This window comes from Bacteroidota bacterium (genome assembly GCA_026391695.1).
In the GTDB taxonomy this organism is placed as follows: Bacteria; Bacteroidota; Bacteroidia; order Bacteroidales; family JAGONC01; genus JAPLDP01.
The window spans coordinates 54,633-76,505 of the sequence record JAPLDP010000076.1 but is presented as its reverse complement, the minus strand read 5'-3'; the positions used below and the strand labels follow the sequence as shown (position 1 = coordinate 76,505).

Sequence of the window (21,873 nt, the reverse complement as noted above, 5' to 3'; positions counted from 1 at the left end):
CTGAACAATGAATTTTGTCAAAACAAAAACTGCATCAATATCTTACAAATTATCCCAGCTTGCCTAATTTTTTGTATTCGTCCTGGAAATAGTATAGCTTTTTATCCGAATTTTGGATTTATGAATTATTCAGGTTAAGTCTGATAACCATTAATTTCTTTTTATTTATAGAATCAACCCATTTCCTCTTTCGGAAAAGGTTACCATTGGAAAGATCAAGTTTTAATCCTGTTTCATAGTCATGAGCATGTGGATTTGATGGAAATTTGTCCTTGTCGTCTTGATGTATTTCCCATACTTGTCCTTTAGCTTTGATCTCGGCTTCATAAATATTTTTAGGCAAGTTGTCTGGGAAAATGCAATCTTCTCCAACTAATTTTATATCTCCTATTTTTTTGTTAAACGGATAATCTTTTAATTTTTCATAAATATTTAAGCCGTTATCGAGGGTGTACCAAAACACCTGTAAATTTTGTGAATATCCTTTGGTTTCAGCAATTGCCTTTCCAATATCGTCAGCAGATAATAATAATCCCCTTTCTTCAGATATTCTTTCAGCAATGACTCTTAGAGTCAGCATATACCATTCAATTTGTCTTTCAGCGAATCCCATATTACATTTTTTATATTAACTCAGAAATTAGTTTTTCACAACCTCTAATTAGATCTTCTATCTCGTCTGGCTTTGGTTCACGTTCCTTTGCATGAACACTCATATTTCTGATATCACCGAGTCGTTGGATCAATCTCCAAGTTGGTAAGTCAATTCTCTCTTTTTGTTTAAGTTCTTCATTGTAATCAGAGATAGTTGGATTTGACTTTTTAAACTTGATTTGATGGTTGTTACAAACTTCTTTTAAATGACCTTCTAAAACTATACCTGCTAAAGCGCCCGCCAGTCTATAGTGTTTTTTCTTTAAGACATTTTTGGCTGTCTCAAGTTCGTTTTCAAATAACTCAGACTGCAATACTCCAATTATGTTTTTCAATTTAGAGTCGAAGACTTGTAAACACGAATTTAGAATTTCGATTTGTTGTTCCATTTTTGAGATACATGCTGCTGCTCCATCAACAGCCTTTATGTCCCAACCGTCTGTAATCTTTAAGTTTAAAAGGTAATCAGAAATAGAATAGGTTAAATATGTTATGTTTTTATTATTTCTTTTTTCATTATGATAAAGATCTTGAAACTCAGCAAGTCTTTCTGGAAGAAGTTGTTTTATTACTTGAATAGACATTGAATACCACTTTTGATAATTAGATTTAATGCTAATTAATTCCCTTTCAAACTCTTGATATTCTTGATATTTTTTAAAATTTTTCGCTTCTTTCTCATTAAGTTTTCCTTCTGTCAAAGCTATGTGATAGAACAAAAGTCTTCCATCTGAAACTAATTTTATTAATTCATTTTTCATTGTTAGTTTATTGTCTGTCATAAAATTGTGCCTAACTAAAAAGATTTCATCTGCAAATTACAAAAAAAATAAATATTAAATATAGATCGATATTATTTGCAAAAAAAATCGAGTCGAATGCCAGTTCCGGTTTATCAGTAAAGCCGTCAGCAAATTCAATAATTTATTCCTGAGCAATCCATAGGTATATATCCTATTTGTTCAAATACGAAAAATTTAATCGCTTTATCAAGAGGTTATAGCATAGACTATTCATTCTATATTATCGGCTAAACTAATGATAAGATTACCAAAATAATTAGGAAAATTTATCTGGGTTTGTATGTTAAATTGTATGCAAATAAAAAAGCCTGTTAGAAAAATTTTATCGTAACAGGCTCATTTTCTTGTCGGAGTGGAGAGATTTACCTTCAGTGAATCGTTGTGGTTGGCCTGATAACACAAAAAGACCTTGTCGCTTTGCGATGCCGGCCCTTTTTCTTTTGCTACGCTTTTGAAAACAAGTTTTCAACGCTTCGCAAAAAAAAGACCCGGCCGCCTTCGGCGAACAGGTCTTTTTGTGTTGTCGGAGTGGAGAGATTTGAACTCTCGACCTCTTGACCCCCAGTCAAGCGCGCTAACCAGGCTGCGCTACACCCCGGACATAGGTGTGGGTGTGGGTGTGGGTGTGAGTGAGGGTGTGGGTGTGGGGAAGAGTGGGGGGCAAAAATACGATTTATTTTACTTTTAAAAAAATGTTTGGGGGAAGGACAGAATGTCATATCTTTAAATCGTGGAAATGCAGATGTTTATGATACATTTGGGCATTTCATACTTTTGGCATAAAATTCGGACATTAGTGGCACTTTCATAATATAAATTTAATTTTCGATAAAGCATGAGTGAACCTATTGAAAAAGTGAGATGTTTGATTATCGGTTCGGGGCCGGCCGGTTTCACGGCAGCCATTTACGCTGCCAGGGCGGATCTGAAACCTGTTTTATATATGGGATTAGAACCTGGCGGACAGCTGACAACCACCACCGATGTGGAGAACTTTCCGGGGTACCCTGAGGGTGTCACCGGACCGAAGATGATGGAAGACATTCAAAAACAGGCCGAACGTTTCGGTACTGATGCGCGCTGGGGGATCATCACTGAGGCAGACCTGTCGAAAAGGCCTTTTCTCGTCAAGGCTGACGACGGCCATGCCATGGAGGCGGAGACACTGATCATTGCGACAGGAGCCACAGTCCGGTACCTGGGCTTGGCGTCGGAAGAAAAGTTCAAAGGGCATGGTGTGTCAGCCTGTGCCACATGCGACGGTTTTTTCTATAAAGGCCAGGATGTGGCTGTCGTCGGCGGCGGCGATACCGCAACTGAAGAAGCTACCTATTTATCGAAGCTATGCAAAAAAGTATACCTCATCCACCGCCGCCATGAGCTGCGCGCTTCCAAAGCCATGCAAAATAAAGTTTTAAACACCAAAAATATCGAAATGGTATGGGATAGTGTCCCTGTTGAAATTGTCGGCGATCTCAAGGGTGTGAATGGTGTCATCGTGAAAAATGTCAAAACAGGAGAGCAGAAAAAACTGGATGTAGAGGGTTTTTTCGTCGCCATCGGGCATTCGCCCAATACGGAGATTTTCAGGGGCCAGCTCGACATGAATGAGATGGGATATATCATCACTGCACCTGATTCAACACGCACCAGTGTAGAAGGTGTATTTGCTGCCGGCGATGTTCAGGATCATGTATTCCGTCAGGCTGTCACCGCTGCAGGCACAGGATGTATGGCTGCCATCGAAGCAGAGAGGTTCCTCTCGTCAGTGTATTCAGGGCAGCATCATGGCGGCCCGTCACTCCCCTGACTTCCGCTTGGTGAATACCTTATGGAACAAACCCAGACCTGTTGATTTAATGATCTCAGGATACTTCACTACAACATACATCATCCCGTATTGCAATAGTGTGCCGATGACTTTACGTAACGGGCTTCCTGACCTGCCAACGAACAGTTTCTTTGAGAGCGCCCAGGCCGTTAAGCCAAGAGTAGTGCCGAGCAACTTATCCATTGCGCCTGGCAGGGTGGCAACCTTGATAGCACTTTTTATCCAACCGAGGACTCTGAATTGATCAACGGTGCTGTTGAACTGATCTTTCAGGAGCTGTCCCTGCAGCATCTGCTTTTCCTCCAATTGAAGGATCGCATTCCTTAACTCTTTTCTGGAAGTAATATTCTGCATAGGATCTTATTTAAGCGCCTGCTTGATAATGAAATTACTGAAAACCTTCCTAAGCCATTTGCCCATAAAGAAATATAAAACAAATGCTTTGATGCCATAAAATGCAGCCACAATAAAAAATCCGTACCAGGTTTTGCCAAGCAAATCGCCAAGCCAAAGCGCAACTCCAATGCTCACCATGATGATGAACAGGATTAAGACGATGCAAACCATACCCCGCGCCATACATGCAGCCGCTACACCCGATGATTTATCCAGTGCTTTAAGTTTTAATAATTCCAGACTTGTCTTGCTGTAATCTTCTGCTCTTTCAAACAGGGATTCCAGTAAACCTCCTTTGTCTTCCATGTTTATTATATTTATCGCTTTAAATAGCTGGAGAAAGCAATCAACAATTCTCAGCTTTTCGCAGGCTTAACATCTTCAGCTTTACTTTTTACCTTTTCAGCCAGATCTGCGGCTTCCTCTTTAACCGCTTCGTATTTTTCAGTGATATTATCCAATAAATCACTAAATTTTTCTTTTAAGTCATCTAATGTGTCTCCGCCCTTTCTTATTATTTTTTTTCTTGTTTTGGAACCTTTGTCGGGAGCAAACAGAATACCTAATAAAGCACCGACAGCAACACCTGCCAGAACGCCTAGTACTACTTTACCTGAGCTCATAATTTTACATTTTTAAGTGATTTGTATAAAAGAATTATTTCAAGGAAACTCGCTTTGTCCAGACAGGTGTGCTTCGCTTATACGTGATTTTAGCTCAACAGGTTATAATCCGCCTTGTTTATAAATCACATCTCAACTTTCAGGAATTTTATCCTTCGACACACCTTGAATTGTCGAAACAGGATTATTGATTTTCATTGCCCCGGCAATCAGGCAACCTTACCCCACAGGTTTTATCTAATGTTTAACAATTTTCACGGGATAGTGTTCACAGGATCAGAACAATTTATGATTTCACAACATTGCGGCTATTTCGTTTTACTTATCTTGTGGTCACGGGTGTCATCTCTTGGAGAAATGACATCCGTGATAAAATAGCATAGCTTTATTTTTTTTGTATATTTATGGGGTCACAACACATATATGAATCGTCTCAATCATATTCTTCTTATTGTTTTACTGCCATTGTTTTTGCACTCCCAACATCCGTGGTACAGGATTTCGACGCTGCCACAGGAAAACACGCTCTGCGGGCTTAAAAAAATACCGGGAGCCAATAAAATTATTGCTGTCGGATCAGGTTCGACAGTCATGATTTCTTCCGACTTCGGAGATAACTGGGAATTAATTCTCAATCCCGGAGGGCTTGACAATGAAGCTGAACTGAGAGAGGTAGAGTTCATTAATCCATATATAGGTTATATTGTCGGTTTAAAAGGCATCATATTGAAAACCATTGATGGTGGCTATCATTGGGAATTGGTACGCTACACTGGCGGGCAATGGGATGAGTTCACTGATGTCAGCTTGTCGGTCACCAACAATGCCTTTGCTGTGGGAGAAGATGATTTGATCATCCGGACATTCGACGGAGGAGTGACATGGGACACCCTTTATACACAGGCAGGTTTTACATTTACTGATATCGACTTCCTGAATTCAGATACAGGATATATCTTTGGCGGTTCAGGGGAAAAATATATAAAAACCATCAATGGCGGGCTGAACTGGGTAATACGTTCGCTCAGCCTGCAGTTCAGCAACACGACTATATATAAGGCTTGTTTCCCCAACCCTCAGCTTGGATTCATAAGCTGCGTCACATCAACTTCTTATGAGGAAAAATGCAGATTTTTCAGGACCTCGGATGGTGGTGAGTCATGGGGAGAGGTCTATACCTTCTGGTCGCTTTACCCATTTGGGATGGACTATATGAATGACACCATCATTATGGTTTCAGGGTGTTCTGTCGATTATTCCAATTCCGTGTTTACATCACATGACAGGGGTAATACATGGCTGCAAACATATCTTCCGGGTTTTATGCCCTGGGGTGGATTTGCCATCGTCTGTGATACTATCGACAGAGCTTTGGTTGTCGGTCGGTTGGGCGATATAGACCGGACAACTGACAATGGGCTTACCTGGCAAGCAATTGACGACCGGTTTTTTTGTGGTGATATCACGGATGTGCACTTTATAAATGATGAAAAGGGATTTCTGACAGCCGAAATATGGGGAGGTGGTACCCCCGCCTGTGGCTTATATAAGACCATTGATGGCGGCGACACCTGGACGGGTTGTTTTTCTCCCGACCTATTTAGTATAGCCGTAGTGCACTTTTGTGATGATAACAACGGATGGATTGCCACTGACTGCGTTTGGGATCTCTGGTTATACCGGACAACAGACGGAGGGGTAAGCTGGTCAGTGCTTGAAACAACTATCAATAATGAGGACAATATACCTAATTGTATAAAATTTCAGGATGAGGACTTTGGATATCTGGCCACAGATGAACATATTTACCAGACCACAGATGGGGGATATAACTGGGTGATCCGGAAAAACGGTTATTTCACTGATATTGAATTAAAACACTGGCCTGTTTGTTTTGCCGCAGGATGGAGTGGTTTGCACCGGTCGGGCGATGCGGGTACGAACTGGCAATATATCGACATCCCGAATGGAATTCTTCTGAATGACATATTTTTCCTGAACTATTATACCGGTTTTCTATGTGGGAATTCCAACAGGATTTTCCGTACACGCGATGGCGGTATAAGCTGGGAACAGCTAACAGTGACCACGCCTCACCCCATTGACTTTTACGAGGTATGTTTTACAAACCTGACGACAGGATTTGCCGTTGGTGATGGTAGCTATGAAACTATGGTATATACGCAGGATGGCGGCGATACATGGGAGGTCATGCCTTCAATTTCGACCTCCGCCCTGCACCATATCCGCTTTAATGATCTGAATACAGGCCTGATTTTCGGCGAAAAGGGACTGATATTAAAGACCGAGAGTGGAGGTATAACAGGAAACGAAGACAAGTCACTTTCTCAGGAACTTCAACTTACCATATTCCCGAATCCGTCGGGCGATATATTAAAAATCGCTGTACCGGACGGAATAAAACAGGATATCTTTCTGAAGATATATGATTTGAGCGGTTCGATAGTCTTATCAAAAAATTATTCACGCACTTTGGATATCCTGACTATGGATATTTCGCAGCTATCCAAAGGGATATATATCGTTACCCTTTTTAATGAGGATCAATCCTGGTCGACAAAAATCCTGAAATTCTGATATTACTGAAGGGAAAGGGGCCTTGTTATTCAGCTTTCATGAGAGAGATGCCATCTGTATCGACCAAATCACTTCACCCCCTCTCCCGTGGGAGAGGGGGACGGGGGGTGAGGTCAATTAAACGCCATCTTATTGATATAAAATACCGTTCGTTTGCTTTTATCAGGCAGGGAGTTGTTCTTGATGGTCTGATAACCTGAGGTGAGAAAATAATTATTATACCAATACATCATATTACTGCCGGTCTCCTCAACGAGTTTATCCTTGGTATATTTTGAGTCGATTTTCACATGGTCGAGATTCTGAATATCTTCATTCCCTTTGATAACCTTATAGGTCACTTCGCCATTCAGGGAATAGGCCAGGACGGTTTCCCGGTCATCAAACACCACATTGACTCTTTTTTCCAGGGAGTTCGACAGGATATCCCAGAGTTCAAGACCATTATCCCAAATAAGTGTACCCTTTTCATCAAATGCCGCAATAAAGGCCGAGGTATAGCGAAAACCATCAAAAATATTATAATAGGATGGCATCGGGCGCCCATACCAGTCATACATCATCCTGGTCACGGTATGATATTCCGGATAATAGGCTTCAGCAACGAAAACATACACATCGTTGACTGGTACCACATTATGGATCAACAGATTATAATCAACGGTGATCTTTTCGTCCTTGCTGCCGCTTTTTCTGATCCGGGAGATATCGTTAATGGAAAGATTTTTATAAAAACTGTTGAATTCCGAAAAGTTGTGGTACCGGATATATGCACATGTATCACCGGCAATTTTGGTCACATAGAATCCGGTTGATTCCATGGTGATATCATCAGCACCCATATTATATTTACCTTTCGGATTATCCCGGTAAGTACCAATGATCAGCGCTTTATTACTGTCGATGGGAAGATATTCCCCGCTGTTTATCAGGTATATATTTTCATCATTAATGATTTCTACAGTTCTTAGTGGTTTCCAGTCATAACTATAGCTTCTCAGAAAAATTGACTCTTCGGTTTTCTCGATGAAGGTCTTATAGTAGATATTGATATCGTGACGAACAGTGTCCACATTCAGGCCAAGAAGGTAGCTCAAGCCTGTTTCGTTCAGTGGCACACTATCGGTCACTCCTGTTGTGAGATCAAACTTGTAGATATAAGCATTATTATCTTTCGTCTGAATGCCATAATAGGCTGTCGGGCCGACCACTTTAAAATGAGTGAGTGTTGATTTTTCGGGCACCCTGCCTGTCTTAGCCCTGATCACTCCCTCCTTTCCCGGTACTTTGATGATCTGAAAGTTATTGCCCTTAGAATTATTTTCGTCATTATAGTAAAAGAGGTACATGAAATTGTCATCAATCACTGATTTCTCGAGCCGGATATTTTTCAGAACAGGTAGTTCCTGTATCCAGATTTGCTGAAGGTTGATATCGAACAGTTTAAAGACCCAGATGATATGGTCTTTATCTTCGGTGGAGGCCACGCTTTCATAAAACAGGAGGAGGCCCTGTTTATCAAATGGTAAAACTGTAAAAGGCTGTGACTCAGATTTTGTTTCTATTTCCAGGCGCATCAGTTTATCGCTGAGGGCGATTTGATCTTCGGACTGGGCAAAGGCAAAGCATGAAGGCAGAATCCACAAAAAAAGGAGTATAGGCCTGATCTTAAGCATGTGATGGGTATATTACCCCTCCCCTTTAACCCCTCTCCTTGGGGAGAGGGGGGCAGGGGGGTGAGGTTATTTATCTTTCACTTCTTCAAAATCCACGTCGGTCACTTCATCGTCTTTGGATGACCCTGATGTTCTTCCGGTGTCACCGGTGCCCTGCTGAGGTCCGGCGTCCTGCTGAGGTCCGGCTGTGGCTTTGTACATCTCTTCGCTGGCAGCCTGCCATGCGGCATTCAGTTGGCTCATGGCATTGTCTATTCCCGGTATGTTCTTATCCTTATGAGCCTGTTTCAGATCTGCCAGCGCTCTTTCAATAGCCTGCACCTTGTCAGCCGGTATTTTATTCCCATATTCCTTAATCTGTTTTTCCGTTGAGAAAATCATGGTGTCGGCTGTGTTGAGTTTATCGATAGTTTCTCTTTCCTTCCTGTCGGCATCTTCATTGGCCTTCGCTTCATCCCGCATTCTTTTGATCTCGCTATCGGTCAGGCCGGAGGAAGCTTCGATGCGTATCTGCTGTGACCGTCCTGTACCTTTGTCTTTTGCTGATACATGGAGGATACCATTGGCGTCGATGTCGAATGTCACTTCGATTTGTGGTATGCCTCTGGGAGCTGGCGGTATGCCGTCAAGATGAAAACGTCCGATACTCCTGTTTTGTTGTGCCATGGGCCGTTCACCCTGGAGCACATGTATTTCGACTGTCGGCTGGTTATCGGATGCTGTTGAGAAAACCTCTGATTTCCTGACAGGTATGGTGGTATTGGATTCGATCAGCCGGGTACATACACCGCCCAGTGTTTCAATACCCAGTGACAGGGGTGTGACATCGAGGAGGAGGACATCCTTTACCTCGCCTGTGAGCACACCGCCCTGTATAGCAGCGCCAACAGCGACGACTTCATCAGGATTTACGCCTTTTGATGGTACCTTGCCGAAGAAATCTTCCACGATTTTCTGTATGACAGGAATACGTGTAGAACCGCCAACAAGGATCACCTCATCGATGTCGGAATTCGACAGGCCTGCATCCTGCATGGCTTTCCGGCAGGGACCAATGGTAGCCTGTACATATTTATCGATGAGTTGTTCAAATTTTGAGCGTGTCAGTGTTCTCACCAGGTGTTTGGGTATGCCATCGACAGGCATGATATATGGCAGGTTTATTTCTGTAGACGTAGAGCTTGACAGTTCGATCTTAGCCTTTTCGGCAGCTTCCTTGAGTCGCTGCAGTGCCATGGGATCTTTTCGGAGGTCTATCCGTTCATCTTTCATAAACTCTTCAGCCAGCCAGTCAATGACTGTATGGTCAAAATCATCACCGCCAAGGTGTGTATCACCATTTGTCGATTTAACTTCAAACACGCCATCGCCGAGCTCGAGGATGGATATGTCGAATGTACCGCCACCCAGGTCATAAACGGCGATTTTCATATCCTTATTTTTCTTATCAAGGCCATAGGCCAGTGAGGCGGCAGTAGGTTCATTGATGATACGTTTGACTGTCAGGCCGGCGATTTCACCGGCTTCCTTTGTCGCCTGGCGCTGGGAGTCGCTGAAGTAAGCCGGCACCGTTATAACGGCTTCAGTGACCTCATAGCCCAGATAATCTTCGGCAGTCTTCTTCATTTTCTGCAAAATCATGGCTGAGATTTCCTGCGGGGAATAAAGCCGGTCTTCAATTTTTACACGTGGAGTGTTGTTGTCACCCTTTGTAACGGGAAATGTCACCCTGTTTATCTCTATCTGAACACGATCGAAGGATTCGCCCATGAACCGTTTAATGGAATACACTGTTTTTTTGGGATTAGTGATAGCCTGGCGTTTTGCGGGGTCACCTACCTTGCGTTCACCATTCCCGGTAAAAGCCACGATCGAAGGTGTTGTCCTCCGGCCTTCACTATTTGGGATCACCACAGGCTCATTGCCTTCCATTACAGCTACACATGAATTTGTTGTTCCTAAGTCAATTCCAATTATTTTGCCCATTTTCTATTTTTTTTGATTGTATACTATTTTCAGGATTTTTAGCAGATATGTCAATCTTTATGCCAAACGGCCAGAGGCATAAGAATCTGACAGATAGTGACAAAAAGACAGTTAGGGACAATGATCAATGATCAATGATCAGTGATCATTGGATGGTGAATCATCCACCGATGACTTTGATGAATTTAATGTTTTTGGAGACCAGGACCACAACAGTGACTGGATTGAGGAAGAACTTACGTATTTTATTGTAGCGGCATGAGAAGATGCCTATTCCATTCGTGACATTTGTATATTCAGGCCGGTCCTGAACGATAGATGTCGAGGGGGCATTGACTTCCATATAGGTATTAAAATCATCGCCGGCAACAGAAAAAATGAAATCGACGGTCCCTGACACCCGGCAGTCCACCTGCAGTTCTTTTTCAGTATCATACGGAACTGTCGCTTCAAGATATTTAAAGAAATTCTCGTTGGCGATCTGGGTAAGCATCTCTTCGCCGCCGTCGAGTGTTTTGGATTTCTGTGATGTAAAGTGATAATCGACATACCTGAGCAAAGTGTCGGGATCATTAAAAAGCTTCTCTTTAAAATTAAACCGCATCACCACATCGTAACGTCTGCCATACTTTGCCGTTGTCCATTCGACCTCTTTCAATGAATTATTATCCGGGAATGATATCGTTGGTTTGGATGGATTATTTATTAGGGGTTTAACTATTTCAAAATCCCCGACAAGAAGTGTGCGAGCTGTAATATCCTTGCCGGTCTTTTTATTATGGATGATCAGTTTATAGGATGATTCAACATTGAGTTGATTTTTGGTGATGCACTTATAGAGTATCTGTTTGGGGTAATAGAATGTGCCTGTGTCCTTGTTATAGATGGAAGTTGTGTCAAAGTAAAATGTATTCGCCAATCCCCCGTATTTATCATACTCCTCAATTTTAACTTCAATGTTGTTGCCATAACTGCTTGAATCGGGTTCGCGGGCCATAAGCAGGGCATTACCTTCGCCGAGAAAGGCCTTATTGATTTTGATATAGGTGACGCTGTCGATCTGATTCAACAATCCGTAAACGACCGTAATATCTTCATAATTCCCCATGATATCCAGACTGGTATCACAGGATGACACAAATAACAAACTGGCAAGGGTTATGGAAAGCCATTTCTTCATGAACGCCAAAAGTAAATATTATTTATGTCACATCAATAGCGGTAACATTTTTTTATTCAGGGTTTGTTGTAATTTTGCAGAGAATTGAATCAATATAATTATGACCATTTCAAGTTTTGCTTCCATAAAAAAAATCACCACTCATGTCCTGCAGGATATGAAGTTAAAAGGTGAGATGATTGCTATGCTGACCTCTTATGATTATTCTATGGCCCGTATCATTGATGAAGCGGGAATAGATGTTATTCTGGTAGGGGATTCGGCATCGAACGTCATGGCGGGTCACAAGACCACGCTGCCAATCACCCTTAATGAGATGATATACCATGCGTCCGGTGTGGTTCGGGGAGTAAAACGGGCGCTCGTGGTGGTTGACATGCCATTTGGCACGTACCAGGGCAACTCCAAGGAGGCACTGGTGTCGGCTATACGTATCATGAAAGAAGCAGGTGCAGATGCGGTAAAAATTGAAGGGGGACGGGAGATTGAGGAATCCATCACCAGAATCCTGTCGGCAGGCATACCGGTGATGGGGCACCTGGGGCTGACACCGCAATCGATACACAAATTTGGCACTTACGTTGTGAGGGCGACGGAGGAACAGGAAGCGCTGACGCTGGTTGAAGATGCCCATGTGCTTGAAGAAGCCGGCTGCTTTGCCATCGTCCTCGAAAAGATACCGGCGACGCTTGCGGCAAAAGTGACCGGCGAAATCAAAATACCGACCATTGGCATCGGTGCCGGAAGTGGCGTTAACGGCCAGGTGCTTGTCATACACGATATGCTGGGAATCACACAGGAGTTTTCACCGCGGTTTCTGCGACGCTACCATAACCTCAAAGAGGAGATAAAAGGATCGGTGCAGTCCTATATACATGATGTGAAGACAAGGGATTTCCCCAATGAACGCGAACAGTATTAACCTGTCATGCTCTCATTAATGTCAGAATTTCAGGACATTGAAAACCGCCTCCTATACGAAGACAATCACCTGCTGGTTTTTAACAAACGTCCGTCTGAAATTGTACAAGGTGATAAGACCGGGGATGAGCCGTTAAGTGAGATCCTCAAAAGATATCTGAAAGAGAAATACCGGAAGCCGGGGAATGTTTTCCTTGGTGTGGTTCACCGGCTGGACAGGCCTGTGAGCGGCATCGTTTTGTTTGCCAAAACAAGCAAAGCGCTGGCCCGGCTTAATGAAATGTTACGTGAAGGAACCATTCATAAGACCTACTGGGCTGTTGTGAAAGATAAGCCGCCGGAAGACTCCGGCCACCTCATACATTATCTCAGGAGAAACGAGGAAAAAAATAAGACGTACGTTTATACAGACGAAAAAAAAGGGGGGTTGAAGGCTGAACTGATATACAGGATTATCGGCTCCAGTGACAAATATCACCTTTTGGAGGTCAATCTGCTGACCGGCCGTCATCACCAGATCAGGGCTCAACTGGCATACATTGGATGCCCGGTTAAAGGAGATCTGAAGTATGGTTATCCGCGCAGCAATGACGATGGTTCCATACATTTACACTCTTTTAAGGTGGAGTTTGTGCATCCAATAAAAAAGGAACTTGTGACAATTACTGCAGAACCGCCATCCTCTGATGCGCTCTGGAAGCTCTTTAGTCGGCAGGCGGCAGTCGGCAGTAGACAGTAGACAGTCGGCAGTCGGCAGTCGGCAATAGCCTATTTTGTCGTTTCATACACCTCATCTTCTGTTCCCAACCATTGAACCGGAAAAAATTAACATCCGTTCCCTCGTTTATTACATTTGAATTCAATATTTTTGCAGGCAAATATCAATAACACTTAATATGATTGGAACGATGACTTCAAAAGACCTGAAGCACCTGGAAGAAAAATATGGAGCGCATAATTATCATCCGCTGCCGGTGGTTTTATCACGCGGCGAGGGTGTTTACCTGTGGGACGTGGAAGGCAAAAGATATTATGATTTTTTATCAGCTTATTCGGCAGTGAACCAGGGACATTGCCATCCTACCATTGTTGAAACGCTTATTGACCAGGTCAAGGTTCTGACGCTGACATCGAGGGCTTTTTACAATGATGCCCTGGGGCCATATGAGAAGTATATCACGGAATATTTCGGGTATGATAAGGTTTTACCAATGAATACCGGTGCTGAAGGTGTCGAAACAGCCCTTAAGTTATGCCGCAAGTGGGCTTATGAGAAAAAAGGCATTGCCATGAACCAGGCAAAGATCATCACCTGTGAAGGTAACTTTCATGGCCGCACGATCACCGTAATTTCTGTATCAACCGATCCGGAGGCCCGCGACGGCTTTGGGCCCTACACTCCGGGTTTCATCACCATACCTTATAATGACATCCCTGCTCTTCAGAGGGCTTTGGAAGATCCCCATGTTGCCGGCTTTCTTGTGGAGCCTATCCAGGGTGAAGCCGGTGTCAATGTGCCCGACGACGGTTACCTTGCCAAAGCTTATGCCCTGTGCAAAGCTAAAAATGTCCTTTTCATTGCCGATGAAGTTCAGACAGGCCTTGCACGCACCGGAAAAATGCTGGCCTGTGACCATGAAGAAGTCCGACCCGACATAGTAATCTTGGGAAAGGCACTGTCGGGGGGCTTATATCCTATTTCTGCCGTTCTTGCCGATGATGACATCATGCTGACCATCAGGCCGGGACAACATGGATCGACATTCGGGGGGAATCCCCTGGCCGCCCGCACTGCCATTACAGCCTTGCAGGTGCTGCTGGATGAAGACCTCGCTGAAAATGCAGAAAAGATGGGCACGATATTCCGTAATGAGATGAGAAAAATCTCCGCCGACATGATTTCACTGGTCAGAGGCAAGGGGCTTCTCAATGCCATTATCATTCGTCCGAAAAATGGCAAGGAAGCCTGGGATGTATGCCTGAAGATGGCAGAGAATGGTGTTCTTGCCAAACCCACACATCTGCATATCATCCGTTTTGCCCCTCCGCTGGTGATCACCGAAGAGCAGATGATGGATGCGATCGATAGGATCAAGAAATCGATATTGTCTTTTTGATATAGCCTCAATAAAATTCTAAAACTGTGCCACGAGACGGATATTTATCTGCCTGGGCGTCAGCCTGTTCGGGACAGGATACTGGATATTATGAATATCCTTTACCCAGATGTATGACACCGTATTCAAATGCTGTAACAAGTTAAACACCTCCAGGCTTAACCACATAGCCTCAAAATACTTCAGAGGATTTTTGGGATTAAAGGAAGTGCCTTTACCGATAAGCTGTTTGGAAAAGCCGACATCCACCCTCAGATAAGATGATGACCTGAACTGCTGTTTGTATTTAGGCAAATCCGGAGGGCCGAAGGGGAGATTGGAGCCGTAAAGAAATGTCATATTCATCTTATAGGTAGGATTTTTAGGCAGGTAATCCTGGAAGTACAGGCCGAAGTTAATCCGCTGGTCGGTAGGCCGGCGGATGTACCCGGGATCAATGAAGTTGCTGTCTTTATCATAAAATCCGTCATCTGCGATATTCTCCATGGTTTTCATCAGCGACAGGCTGGCCCACGACTCCATACCCTGGACAAATTCGCCGTTGACCTTCATATCAATACCACACGCGTAACCGCGTGAATCGTTCTTTGCATAATACCTGATCCTTACATTATCAATCACATAGGGAATCAGATCATAAAGGTATTTATAATAAATTTCCGTGACGAACTTAAATGGTCTGCCCCAGGCCATGAAATTCAGGTCGCCACCCAATACTATATGAACTGATTTCTGTGCTTTGATATCCGGGTTGATGTTACCGTCAAGGTCACGCATTTCCCTGTAAAATGCAGGTTGATAATAGAGACCTGTAGAGAATCGGAAGACGACATCCTGTTTCCATGGAGGTTTATATGAAAGAGTAACACGCGGGCTGAACAGAAATTCTTTATTGAAGTCCCAGTAATTAAACCTGACACCTGCGACCAGCATCAGTTTTGAGCTATCGGTTTCAAGGATATTCAGGTTATCCTGTATGAAACCCGAGTACCTGTTGGAGGTGATATTGTTGGCATTCATGGCAAACCTGAAGAGTTCGAAGGGATAATCCTGTTGCAGTTCGGGATAGATATAGCCGACGGAATCGGGTGGGTGAGGCAGCGAGAAGCCTGCCGAATCGTTCATCTGCCATTCCAGCAGTTCATCGTTGATGATCTCCCGCTGATATTTCAGACCCCAATGCAGATACTGGTTCCATTTATCAGCCGAACCGCGGTGTTCAACATTGAAGACGGTTGCCTGCAGGTCGTTGCGAGCATGGTCAAGAAAAGAGCCTATGCCAAGGGTTTCTGTCGGCTGGCCGAATTCTTCGCTGGAATAATCCAATTCCAGCCTGCCGATCCAGTATTGACCCAGCAGATCATACGTCTCTGTTTCAAATGACCTGAAGGAAGAGGCGATGAATTTCAGATTAAGATTATTTTTGGGTTGGTAATCCACAGTAATCCCGCCAAGGTAATTCAAATACTTATCGAGTTCCTGACCTTCAAAATAGACCGTGAACTTATACGCTTCGTTGATAGCACCAAAAGCCGTCTCCCTGGATGTAGGCACAAGCTTATAGGAATTTCGGGCCACATAACCAAGGAATGAGAGGCTGAGCTTATCATTGAAAGCATATCTGATCAGTGTCTGGATATCGGTAAATGAGGGCTTATATTCGCCCTGGGTTTCAAGTCCTTTAAGGATATACTGGTTGGATTTCTGTCGCATACCCAGAAGGTAAGAAAACTTCTGATTTGGTGTTGCACCTTCCAGGTGCAGAGTGGCCTCCAGAAGGCTGAGGGAGAAAGAGCCTGCAAATTGTGTTGGTTGTTTATACCGGATATCCAGCACTGATGACATCTTGTCACCATATTTTGCGTCGAAGCCGCCGGCGGAAAAAAGTATGGAGGAAACCAGGTCGGAATTAAGGAAGCTGAGGCCTTCCTGCTGGCTGGCACGGATGAGAAAGGGACGGTATATTTCAATATCATTCACATAGACCAGGTTTTCATCATAATTCCCACCCCTGACCGAATACTGCGAACTCAGCTCATTGGTTGATGCCACGCCGGGAAGTGTTTTGATGAGGCTTTCGATGCTGTTTCCCGAGACAGTGGGCAGCAATGTGGCATCTTTGGGATTGATACGGGTGAGCGTCGTCGCACGGATCTGTTTATCCTGGATAAGGAGGCCAGGCAACTCAGTAGGAAGGATGACGAGAACGCAGTTTATTTCCCTACGTTCACCTGTGGTAAGAGTGAGCACATGCTCCTGCGTCTGGAATCCGATAAATGAAAAAACCAGGGTAATTTCCTGGCCGGCAGGTACAGGTATCTCAAACATACCTTCTTTATTGGTTACATTCCCACCAGAGGTATTCTTGACCGCTATGTTGACCATATCAACAGGATTCCCTTTCTGGTCGGTCACCCTGCCATATACAATGCCCTTATTCTGTCCATAAACGGACGACAGGAAAAGGATGAAAAGGCATGTTATGATCAACCTGGTCAATGTCATCGGGTGTTTTATCATGAATGCTCATTAAATTAACAGCAGTGCCTTATTTTTTCTTCCGTTTGAATTTCCCTTCTTTCCATGCTTTAAAGAATTGTGCCCAGGCAAAGGGGTCGAGGATGGTGATAGGTTGTGTTTGTCCGATATAATAGTTCCGGTTATAGATTTGCTGCTGCATATAATTCTTGTAATTCATACTGCCATCCATGGCATAAAGTTCAGCGCGTTCCCTCATTTCGGCCAACTCCAGGTTTTTCTGTGCGCGGACAAGGTCATCGTCAGGAATTTTAAGCTTGATAAATGCTTCTCTAAACTGTTCCTTTGACGGCCAGGGATAAATGACAGTTTCATCGAGCAGGGTGGTGTCGGCTGTCAGCGCTTTGATGAGAGAGTACCTTCTTCGCGTGATGGTATCAGGTATGACGTAAAACGATTTCTTAAAGCCCATGGCCGTGAAAAGGATTGTATCATTCCGGCGGGCCACGAACGAAAAATACCCGAAATAGTCAGCAACAGTGCCCCACCTGGTGTTTTTGATGACAATATGAGTATATGGAACAGGACGCAGGCTGTCGGCTGTTACGACAATACCGGAAAACTGGACCAGGTCATTGTCTCTTTCGTTCTTTGTCTGGGAAAAAGAGCGAGTACCTATCAGTATTAGCAGAATCAGAAGGCAGGTGATATATGGCCGGTGACGGGAAAATGAATTACTTATGTAGCAATATGGGTGTAAGATGATTTTAGATATTTTGTGTAAAAATCTCATGCAGGAGCAAAGATACATTAGAAAAATTAACGACTTACTACTGGTTTTATTTTTGCGGGGTTTAACTGAATTAAATCACAGTATGAACCCGAGGGCAATCCCTGAACCTAAATACCTCAGCAGGACAGCGGTGTATTTGACAGATCCCGGCTTGCTGCGCAGCCGGGATCAATTCGACTTACAAATTTTACTGCACTTTGTTTGTAAAATTTGAGTCTCATTAATAAAAAATGCTGCTGCCGGAAAGCAACAGCATCTCATATGTCAGTATCGGTGTTTTACTTCTGGAGATATCCTTTTTCCCTGGCTTTCTTAAGACAGGCATAGATGCCTTTCCGGTTGATATTTCTGATACCGGCGGCTGATACCCGCAAGGTGATCCATTTATCTTCCTCAGGAACATAAAACTTCTTCGTCTGGAGGTTGGGGTGGAATTTTCTCTTTGTTTTGATATTTGAGTGGGAGACGTTATTCCCAACCATCGCTTTCTTGCCTGTTATTTCACAAATACGTGCCATGGCCTGATTTATTTTCTGATTATTCTTTTTTAAAAAAGGACTGCAAAGGTCAGGATTTTTATTATAATTAACAAATCTGAAATTTTTTTTTATCTCACCCATGACTTAAGTCATGGGAAATGACTTAAGTCATGGGTCAATTAAAATCTAATTAAACTCCGGAGGAGATTCAATCCTGCGGCAGCAGTTCTTTTTATATTGCTTTCACGGTGTTGACCAAAGCGGAATCTCTGTGCTATTACCCTGTCGGGTGTGGCGACAGCGATCCACACTGTGCCGACCGGTTTGTCAGGTGTGCCGCCGTCAGGCCCGGCAATACCGGAGGTAGCAATCGCAAAATCGGTATGAAATTTCTTTTTCACTCCCACAGCCATTGAAGTGACAACCTCCTCGCTGACAGCGCCATGCCTGACCAACAACTTTTGGCTGACGCCGAGAATTTTTTTCTTTATTACATTTGAGTAAGCTATGACAGAACCGGTGTAATAATCCGAACTTCCCGGAACAGAGGTGATCAGGTGAGCAATATATCCACCGGTGCAGCTTTCAGCAGTAGATAACGTCAGTTTTTTTTCCTTTAAAATCCTGCCGATAATTTTTTCCAGCGTATCATCGTCATAACCAAAGATGTAATCGGGAATGATTGTTTTTAGCTTTTCAACCTGTTCTGTAATATCACGGGACAGGCGTTCCCTGTTCGATCCTTTGGCTGTGAGGCGTAAGCGGATCACTCCGGGTTGCGGAAGATAAGCCAAGTGAATATGCCGGGGTAAGGTTTCTTCCCATCCGGTGAGCATGTCGCACAAAGCCGATTCGCCTATTCCTTGTGTTATTATGGTCTTATGGATGATAATACCATCATGCTGCAATTGTATCACTTTCGGTAAAATATAATGGCTCATCATGTGTTTCATTTCAAAAGGAACGCCGGGCATCGAAACGATGATTCTTCCCTTGTCTTCAAACCACATGCCGGGGGCGGTGCCAATGTCATTTTTCACAGGAGTGCAGTTTGCCGGCACTTCCGCTTGTTTGCGGTTGCGTTCGGTGACTTCCATTCCCCTGCTGCAGAAGAGACGCGTCACATTTTCAAGGGCGACAGGATCAAACCGCAGGGTCGTATGGAAGTAATCACATAATGCGGCTTTTGTAATATCATCTTTGGTAGGCCCAAGTCCACCTGTCATTAGTACAATGTCGGCTCTGGTTGTGGCATCGGCCAGCGTTTTGATAATTGACTCTTTTTCATCGGATATGCTGGTGATCTGAACGACCTCGACGCCGATATTATTCAATTCAGAAGCCATCCATGCGGAGTTTGTGTCGACGACCTGGCCTATAAGAAGCTCGTCACCGATGGTAATGATTTCCGCCTTTATTATAGAACTGTCCATAACTCGTTGTATATCTTCATAATAAATCTAAAATCAACTTTTTCTCAACCATTCCTGAACTTCCTACGTATAAGCAAAGTTAGCTTTAAAAAGCAGTGTAAGAAATCTTCATTGAATGGAAAAATTTTCCGATTCTGAACTGATCATAAATTCTGACGGCAGCATATACCATTTACGATTAAAGCCGGAGCAACTGGCGCATACTATCATCGTCACCGGTGACCCGCAGCGGGTCCCTGACATATCAAAATACTTCGACAGCATAGAGTGGGAAATCCAGAACCGTGAGATCATTTCACACACAGGATACCTGAATACCCGCCGGGTTACTGTGCTTTCAACCGGTATGGGTGCGGATAACATCGATATTGTAGTTAATGAGCTGGATGCCCTGGTCAATATCGACCTGAAGACCCGAAGACGGAAAGAACAACATACGGCACTGAACATCATCCGACTGGGGACGTCAGGAGCCATACAGCCGGATATTCCGTTAAACGGGTTTATTGTCGCTGAATATGCATTGGGACTTGACGGCGTCATGAATTTTTATGCGGATAATAAACATATCGTTGAAAAGGAATTATCGGAGGCATTCATTCGTCATACACGATGGCCGGAATTCTTGTCACGGCCCTATGCTGTAAAGGCTTCACAGAAGCTCATTCAGCAGCTTGGCGATCATTTCATCCGGGGCATAACCATAACCGCTCCGGGCTTTTATGGGCCCCAGGGCAGGTCATTACGCCTGAAACTGGCATATCCTGAACTGAATGAAAAAATCGTAACCTTCCGGTATCAGGATTTAAAGATCACCAACTTTGAGATGGAAAGCTCTGCCCTATATGGTTTATGCGGACTTCTGGGCCATCATGCCCTGACCATCTGTATAGCCGTTGCTAACAGGGCTACGGGACAATTTGATCCGGACTACAAAACTAAAATTGATAAACTGATACAGGTACTTCTGGAGAGACTTAGGAATAAGTTGTGAGAATGAACACATGACTATTGAAAATAAATAATGCAAGATTATTCTGAATATAAAGAACTTCATGCGCTGATCAGTCTTCTGGATGATCCGGATAATCACATCTATGAGAAGATACAGGAGAAAATTTACACCTATGGTGTTGATGCTATTCCGGTTCTGGAATCAGCGTGGGAAAATGCATTTGATAATGTCATCCAGGAGCGGATAGAAGTGATCCTTCACAAGCTGCAGTTCGATAGTTTATATGCCGGTTTAAAAGACTGGGCCAATAAAGGGCATCAGGACCTGCTGAAAGGCTTCCTGCTGATAACCCGACACCAGTATCCTGATCTGGATGAAGATAAAATCAGGAGGCAACTGCAACATATCAAACAGGATATATGGCTAGAAATAAACAATGACCTCACCTCGCTGGAGAAAGTGAAAGTCATCAACAACATATTATTCGATATTCATAAATTCAGCGGGAATAAGAGCAACATCAGTGCGCCGCAGAATTCCCATATCAACACGGTACTGGAGACAAAAAAAGGTAATCCTCTCTCTCTGGGCATGATTTATATCATCATTGCCCATAAACTTGACCTGCCGGTATATGGTGTTAACCTGCCACAACATTTCATACTGGCCTATCTGAATGAAATCATGGAAGGCAGTGAACAAATCGTAAATGAAAAGGATATTCTTTTTTACATTAATCCATTTAATAAAGGGGCTATCTTCACCAGAAGGGAGATTGATCAATATATCAGGCAGCTAAAGGTGAAACCTGAGAAATCCTATTATTATCCCTGTAATAACCGCACTATCCTGCAAAGGCTGATCAGCAACCTCCTCTACTCCTATGAATCGCTGGGTTATGCCGATAAGGTCCGCGAGCTTAAAATACTGGGAAAAATTTTGAAATGATT

Annotated in this window: 19 protein-coding genes and 1 tRNA gene; 7 read left to right on the top strand and 13 right to left on the bottom strand. The window is 43.5% G+C overall.

Translation table 11 applies throughout. From position 1 onward, the window contains the following. Nucleotides 1-118: 118 nt before the first annotated feature. The 3 genes from NT175_11070 to NT175_11060 form a co-directional block, all read right to left on the bottom strand. Nucleotides 119-613 (bottom strand): hypothetical protein, encoded by a 495-nt coding sequence (locus NT175_11070; GenBank protein ID MCX6235238.1) that lies wholly within the window; start codon nucleotides 611-613, stop codon nucleotides 119-121. Nucleotides 614-623: 10 nt separating this feature from the next. After that, entirely contained in the window at nucleotides 624-1,415 is a 792-nt protein-coding gene (locus tag NT175_11065) for a hypothetical protein (GenBank protein MCX6235237.1), read from the bottom strand. Nucleotides 1,416-1,980: 565 nt separating this feature from the next. Continuing rightward, nucleotides 1,981-2,055: transfer RNA gene (locus NT175_11060), tRNA-Pro, on the bottom strand. 237 nt (nucleotides 2,056-2,292) lie between these two features. On the opposite strand from NT175_11060, the gene trxB reads away from it, so the two are divergent. Continuing rightward, nucleotides 2,293-3,267 (top strand): thioredoxin-disulfide reductase, encoded by a 975-nt coding sequence (trxB, locus tag NT175_11055; GenBank protein ID MCX6235236.1) that lies wholly within the window; start codon nucleotides 2,293-2,295, stop codon nucleotides 3,265-3,267. Here the strand turns inward: trxB and NT175_11050 are convergent. Genes NT175_11050 through NT175_11040 form a run of 3 tightly spaced genes read right to left on the bottom strand, consistent with a single transcriptional unit; the run spans nucleotide 3,256 to nucleotide 4,307 of the window. Continuing rightward, on the bottom strand, nucleotides 3,256-3,642 hold the full coding sequence (locus NT175_11050) for a hypothetical protein (protein MCX6235235.1): 387 nt from the start codon (nucleotides 3,640-3,642) through the stop codon (nucleotides 3,256-3,258). The two genes, trxB and NT175_11050, sit on opposite strands and share 12 nt — an antisense overlap. A 6-nt stretch (nucleotides 3,643-3,648) precedes the next feature. Next, complete coding sequence (locus NT175_11045) at nucleotides 3,649-3,990, bottom strand: phage holin family protein (GenBank protein ID MCX6235234.1); 342 nt, start codon at nucleotides 3,988-3,990, stop codon at nucleotides 3,649-3,651. Nucleotides 3,991-4,040: 50 nt separating this feature from the next. Beyond that, nucleotides 4,041-4,307 carry a YtxH domain-containing protein gene (locus tag NT175_11040; protein ID MCX6235233.1) on the bottom strand — a complete coding sequence of 89 codons (267 nt, stop codon included), beginning with the start codon at nucleotides 4,305-4,307 and terminating at the stop codon, nucleotides 4,041-4,043. Nucleotides 4,308-4,730: 423 nt separating this feature from the next. Between NT175_11040 and NT175_11035 the strand changes: the two genes are divergently transcribed. Beyond that, complete coding sequence (locus NT175_11035; GenBank protein ID MCX6235232.1) at nucleotides 4,731-6,905, top strand: YCF48-related protein; 2,175 nt, start codon at nucleotides 4,731-4,733, stop codon at nucleotides 6,903-6,905. Nucleotides 6,906-7,018: 113 nt separating this feature from the next. On the opposite strand, the gene NT175_11030 is transcribed toward NT175_11035, so the two are convergent. The 3 genes from NT175_11030 to NT175_11020 all read right to left on the bottom strand — a co-directional run bounded on the left by NT175_11030 (nucleotide 7,019) and on the right by NT175_11020 (nucleotide 11,747). After that, entirely contained in the window at nucleotides 7,019-8,581 is a 1,563-nt protein-coding gene (locus tag NT175_11030) for a hypothetical protein (GenBank protein MCX6235231.1), read from the bottom strand. 66 nt (nucleotides 8,582-8,647) lie between these two features. After that, nucleotides 8,648-10,567: a molecular chaperone DnaK gene (gene dnaK, locus NT175_11025; GenBank protein MCX6235230.1), complete on the bottom strand. Its 1,920-nt coding sequence runs from the start codon at nucleotides 10,565-10,567 to the stop codon at nucleotides 8,648-8,650. A 160-nt stretch (nucleotides 10,568-10,727) separates the two neighbouring features. Next, a complete protein-coding gene (locus tag NT175_11020) occupies nucleotides 10,728-11,747 on the bottom strand; it encodes a hypothetical protein (protein ID MCX6235229.1) in 1,020 nt (339 codons plus the stop codon). Nucleotides 11,748-11,847: 100 nt separating this feature from the next. On the opposite strand from NT175_11020, the gene panB reads away from it, so the two are divergent. The 3 genes from panB (at nucleotide 11,848) to rocD (ending at nucleotide 14,785) form a co-directional block, all read left to right on the top strand. Then, a complete protein-coding gene (panB, locus tag NT175_11015) occupies nucleotides 11,848-12,669 on the top strand; it encodes a 3-methyl-2-oxobutanoate hydroxymethyltransferase (protein MCX6235228.1) in 822 nt (273 codons plus the stop codon). An 18-nt stretch (nucleotides 12,670-12,687) separates the two neighbouring features. Further along, entirely contained in the window at nucleotides 12,688-13,407 is a 720-nt protein-coding gene (locus NT175_11010; protein MCX6235227.1) for an RNA pseudouridine synthase, read from the top strand. Between the two features lie 157 nt (nucleotides 13,408-13,564). Further along, nucleotides 13,565-14,785 carry an ornithine--oxo-acid transaminase gene (gene rocD / locus NT175_11005; protein MCX6235226.1) on the top strand — a complete coding sequence of 407 codons (1,221 nt, stop codon included), beginning with the start codon at nucleotides 13,565-13,567 and terminating at the stop codon, nucleotides 14,783-14,785. A gap of 18 nt (nucleotides 14,786-14,803) precedes the next feature. On the opposite strand, the gene NT175_11000 is transcribed toward rocD, so the two are convergent. From NT175_11000 to NT175_10985, 4 genes are all read right to left on the bottom strand, one after another. Next, complete coding sequence (locus NT175_11000) at nucleotides 14,804-17,305, bottom strand: carboxypeptidase-like regulatory domain-containing protein (GenBank protein ID MCX6235225.1); 2,502 nt, start codon at nucleotides 17,303-17,305, stop codon at nucleotides 14,804-14,806. A gap of 28 nt (nucleotides 17,306-17,333) precedes the next feature. Further along, entirely contained in the window at nucleotides 17,334-18,056 is a 723-nt protein-coding gene (locus NT175_10995) for a carboxypeptidase-like regulatory domain-containing protein (protein MCX6235224.1), read from the bottom strand. Between the two features lie 278 nt (nucleotides 18,057-18,334). Further along, nucleotides 18,335-18,574: a 50S ribosomal protein L28 gene (gene rpmB / locus NT175_10990; GenBank protein MCX6235223.1), complete on the bottom strand. Its 240-nt coding sequence runs from the start codon at nucleotides 18,572-18,574 to the stop codon at nucleotides 18,335-18,337. Nucleotides 18,575-18,714: 140 nt separating this feature from the next. After that, nucleotides 18,715-19,968: a competence/damage-inducible protein A gene (locus NT175_10985; protein MCX6235222.1), complete on the bottom strand. Its 1,254-nt coding sequence runs from the start codon at nucleotides 19,966-19,968 to the stop codon at nucleotides 18,715-18,717. 115 nt (nucleotides 19,969-20,083) lie between these two features. Here NT175_10985 and NT175_10980 point away from each other — a divergent pair, with 115 nt between their 5' ends. Then, the gene (locus tag NT175_10980) at nucleotides 20,084-20,962 is read left to right on the top strand and encodes a nucleoside phosphorylase (GenBank protein ID MCX6235221.1); all 879 of its coding nucleotides are present in this window, start codon (nucleotides 20,084-20,086) and stop codon (nucleotides 20,960-20,962) included. Between the two features lie 30 nt (nucleotides 20,963-20,992). Then, nucleotides 20,993-21,871, top strand: coding sequence for a transglutaminase-like domain-containing protein (locus NT175_10975; GenBank protein MCX6235220.1), 879 nt, complete (start codon nucleotides 20,993-20,995; stop codon nucleotides 21,869-21,871). Nucleotides 21,872-21,873: the final 2 nt, after the last annotated feature.

Bases quoted from the DNA above. Each gene is read 5' to 3' on its own strand.
- NT175_11035 (MCX6235232.1), top strand. From the start codon at position 4,731: ATGAATCGTCTCAATCATATTCTTCTTATTGTTTTACTGCCATTGTTT.
- NT175_11040 (MCX6235233.1), bottom strand. From the start codon at position 4,307: ATGAGCTCAGGTAAAGTAGTACTAGGCGTTCTGGCAGGTGTTGCTGTC.
- NT175_11070 (MCX6235238.1), bottom strand. From the start codon at position 613: ATGGGATTCGCTGAAAGACAAATTGAATGGTATATGCTGACTCTAAGA.
- NT175_10975 (MCX6235220.1), top strand. From the start codon at position 20,993: ATGCAAGATTATTCTGAATATAAAGAACTTCATGCGCTGATCAGTCTT.
- NT175_11045 (MCX6235234.1), bottom strand. From the start codon at position 3,990: ATGGAAGACAAAGGAGGTTTACTGGAATCCCTGTTTGAAAGAGCAGAA.
- dnaK (MCX6235230.1), bottom strand. From the start codon at position 10,567: ATGGGCAAAATAATTGGAATTGACTTAGGAACAACAAATTCATGTGTA.
- rpmB (MCX6235223.1), bottom strand. From the start codon at position 18,574: ATGGCACGTATTTGTGAAATAACAGGCAAGAAAGCGATGGTTGGGAAT.
- rocD (MCX6235226.1), top strand. From the start codon at position 13,565: ATGATTGGAACGATGACTTCAAAAGACCTGAAGCACCTGGAAGAAAAA.
- NT175_11010 (MCX6235227.1), top strand. From the start codon at position 12,688: ATGTCAGAATTTCAGGACATTGAAAACCGCCTCCTATACGAAGACAAT.
- NT175_11065 (MCX6235237.1), bottom strand. From the start codon at position 1,415: ATGAAAAATGAATTAATAAAATTAGTTTCAGATGGAAGACTTTTGTTC.
- NT175_11020 (MCX6235229.1), bottom strand. From the start codon at position 11,747: ATGAAGAAATGGCTTTCCATAACCCTTGCCAGTTTGTTATTTGTGTCA.
- NT175_11000 (MCX6235225.1), bottom strand. From the start codon at position 17,305: ATGATAAAACACCCGATGACATTGACCAGGTTGATCATAACATGCCTT.
- NT175_11050 (MCX6235235.1), bottom strand. From the start codon at position 3,642: ATGCAGAATATTACTTCCAGAAAAGAGTTAAGGAATGCGATCCTTCAA.
- panB (MCX6235228.1), top strand. From the start codon at position 11,848: ATGACCATTTCAAGTTTTGCTTCCATAAAAAAAATCACCACTCATGTC.
- NT175_10985 (MCX6235222.1), bottom strand. From the start codon at position 19,968: ATGGACAGTTCTATAATAAAGGCGGAAATCATTACCATCGGTGACGAG.
- NT175_10995 (MCX6235224.1), bottom strand. From the start codon at position 18,056: ATGAGATTTTTACACAAAATATCTAAAATCATCTTACACCCATATTGC.
- NT175_10980 (MCX6235221.1), top strand. From the start codon at position 20,084: ATGGAAAAATTTTCCGATTCTGAACTGATCATAAATTCTGACGGCAGC.
- trxB (MCX6235236.1), top strand. From the start codon at position 2,293: ATGAGTGAACCTATTGAAAAAGTGAGATGTTTGATTATCGGTTCGGGG.
- NT175_11030 (MCX6235231.1), bottom strand. From the start codon at position 8,581: ATGCTTAAGATCAGGCCTATACTCCTTTTTTTGTGGATTCTGCCTTCA.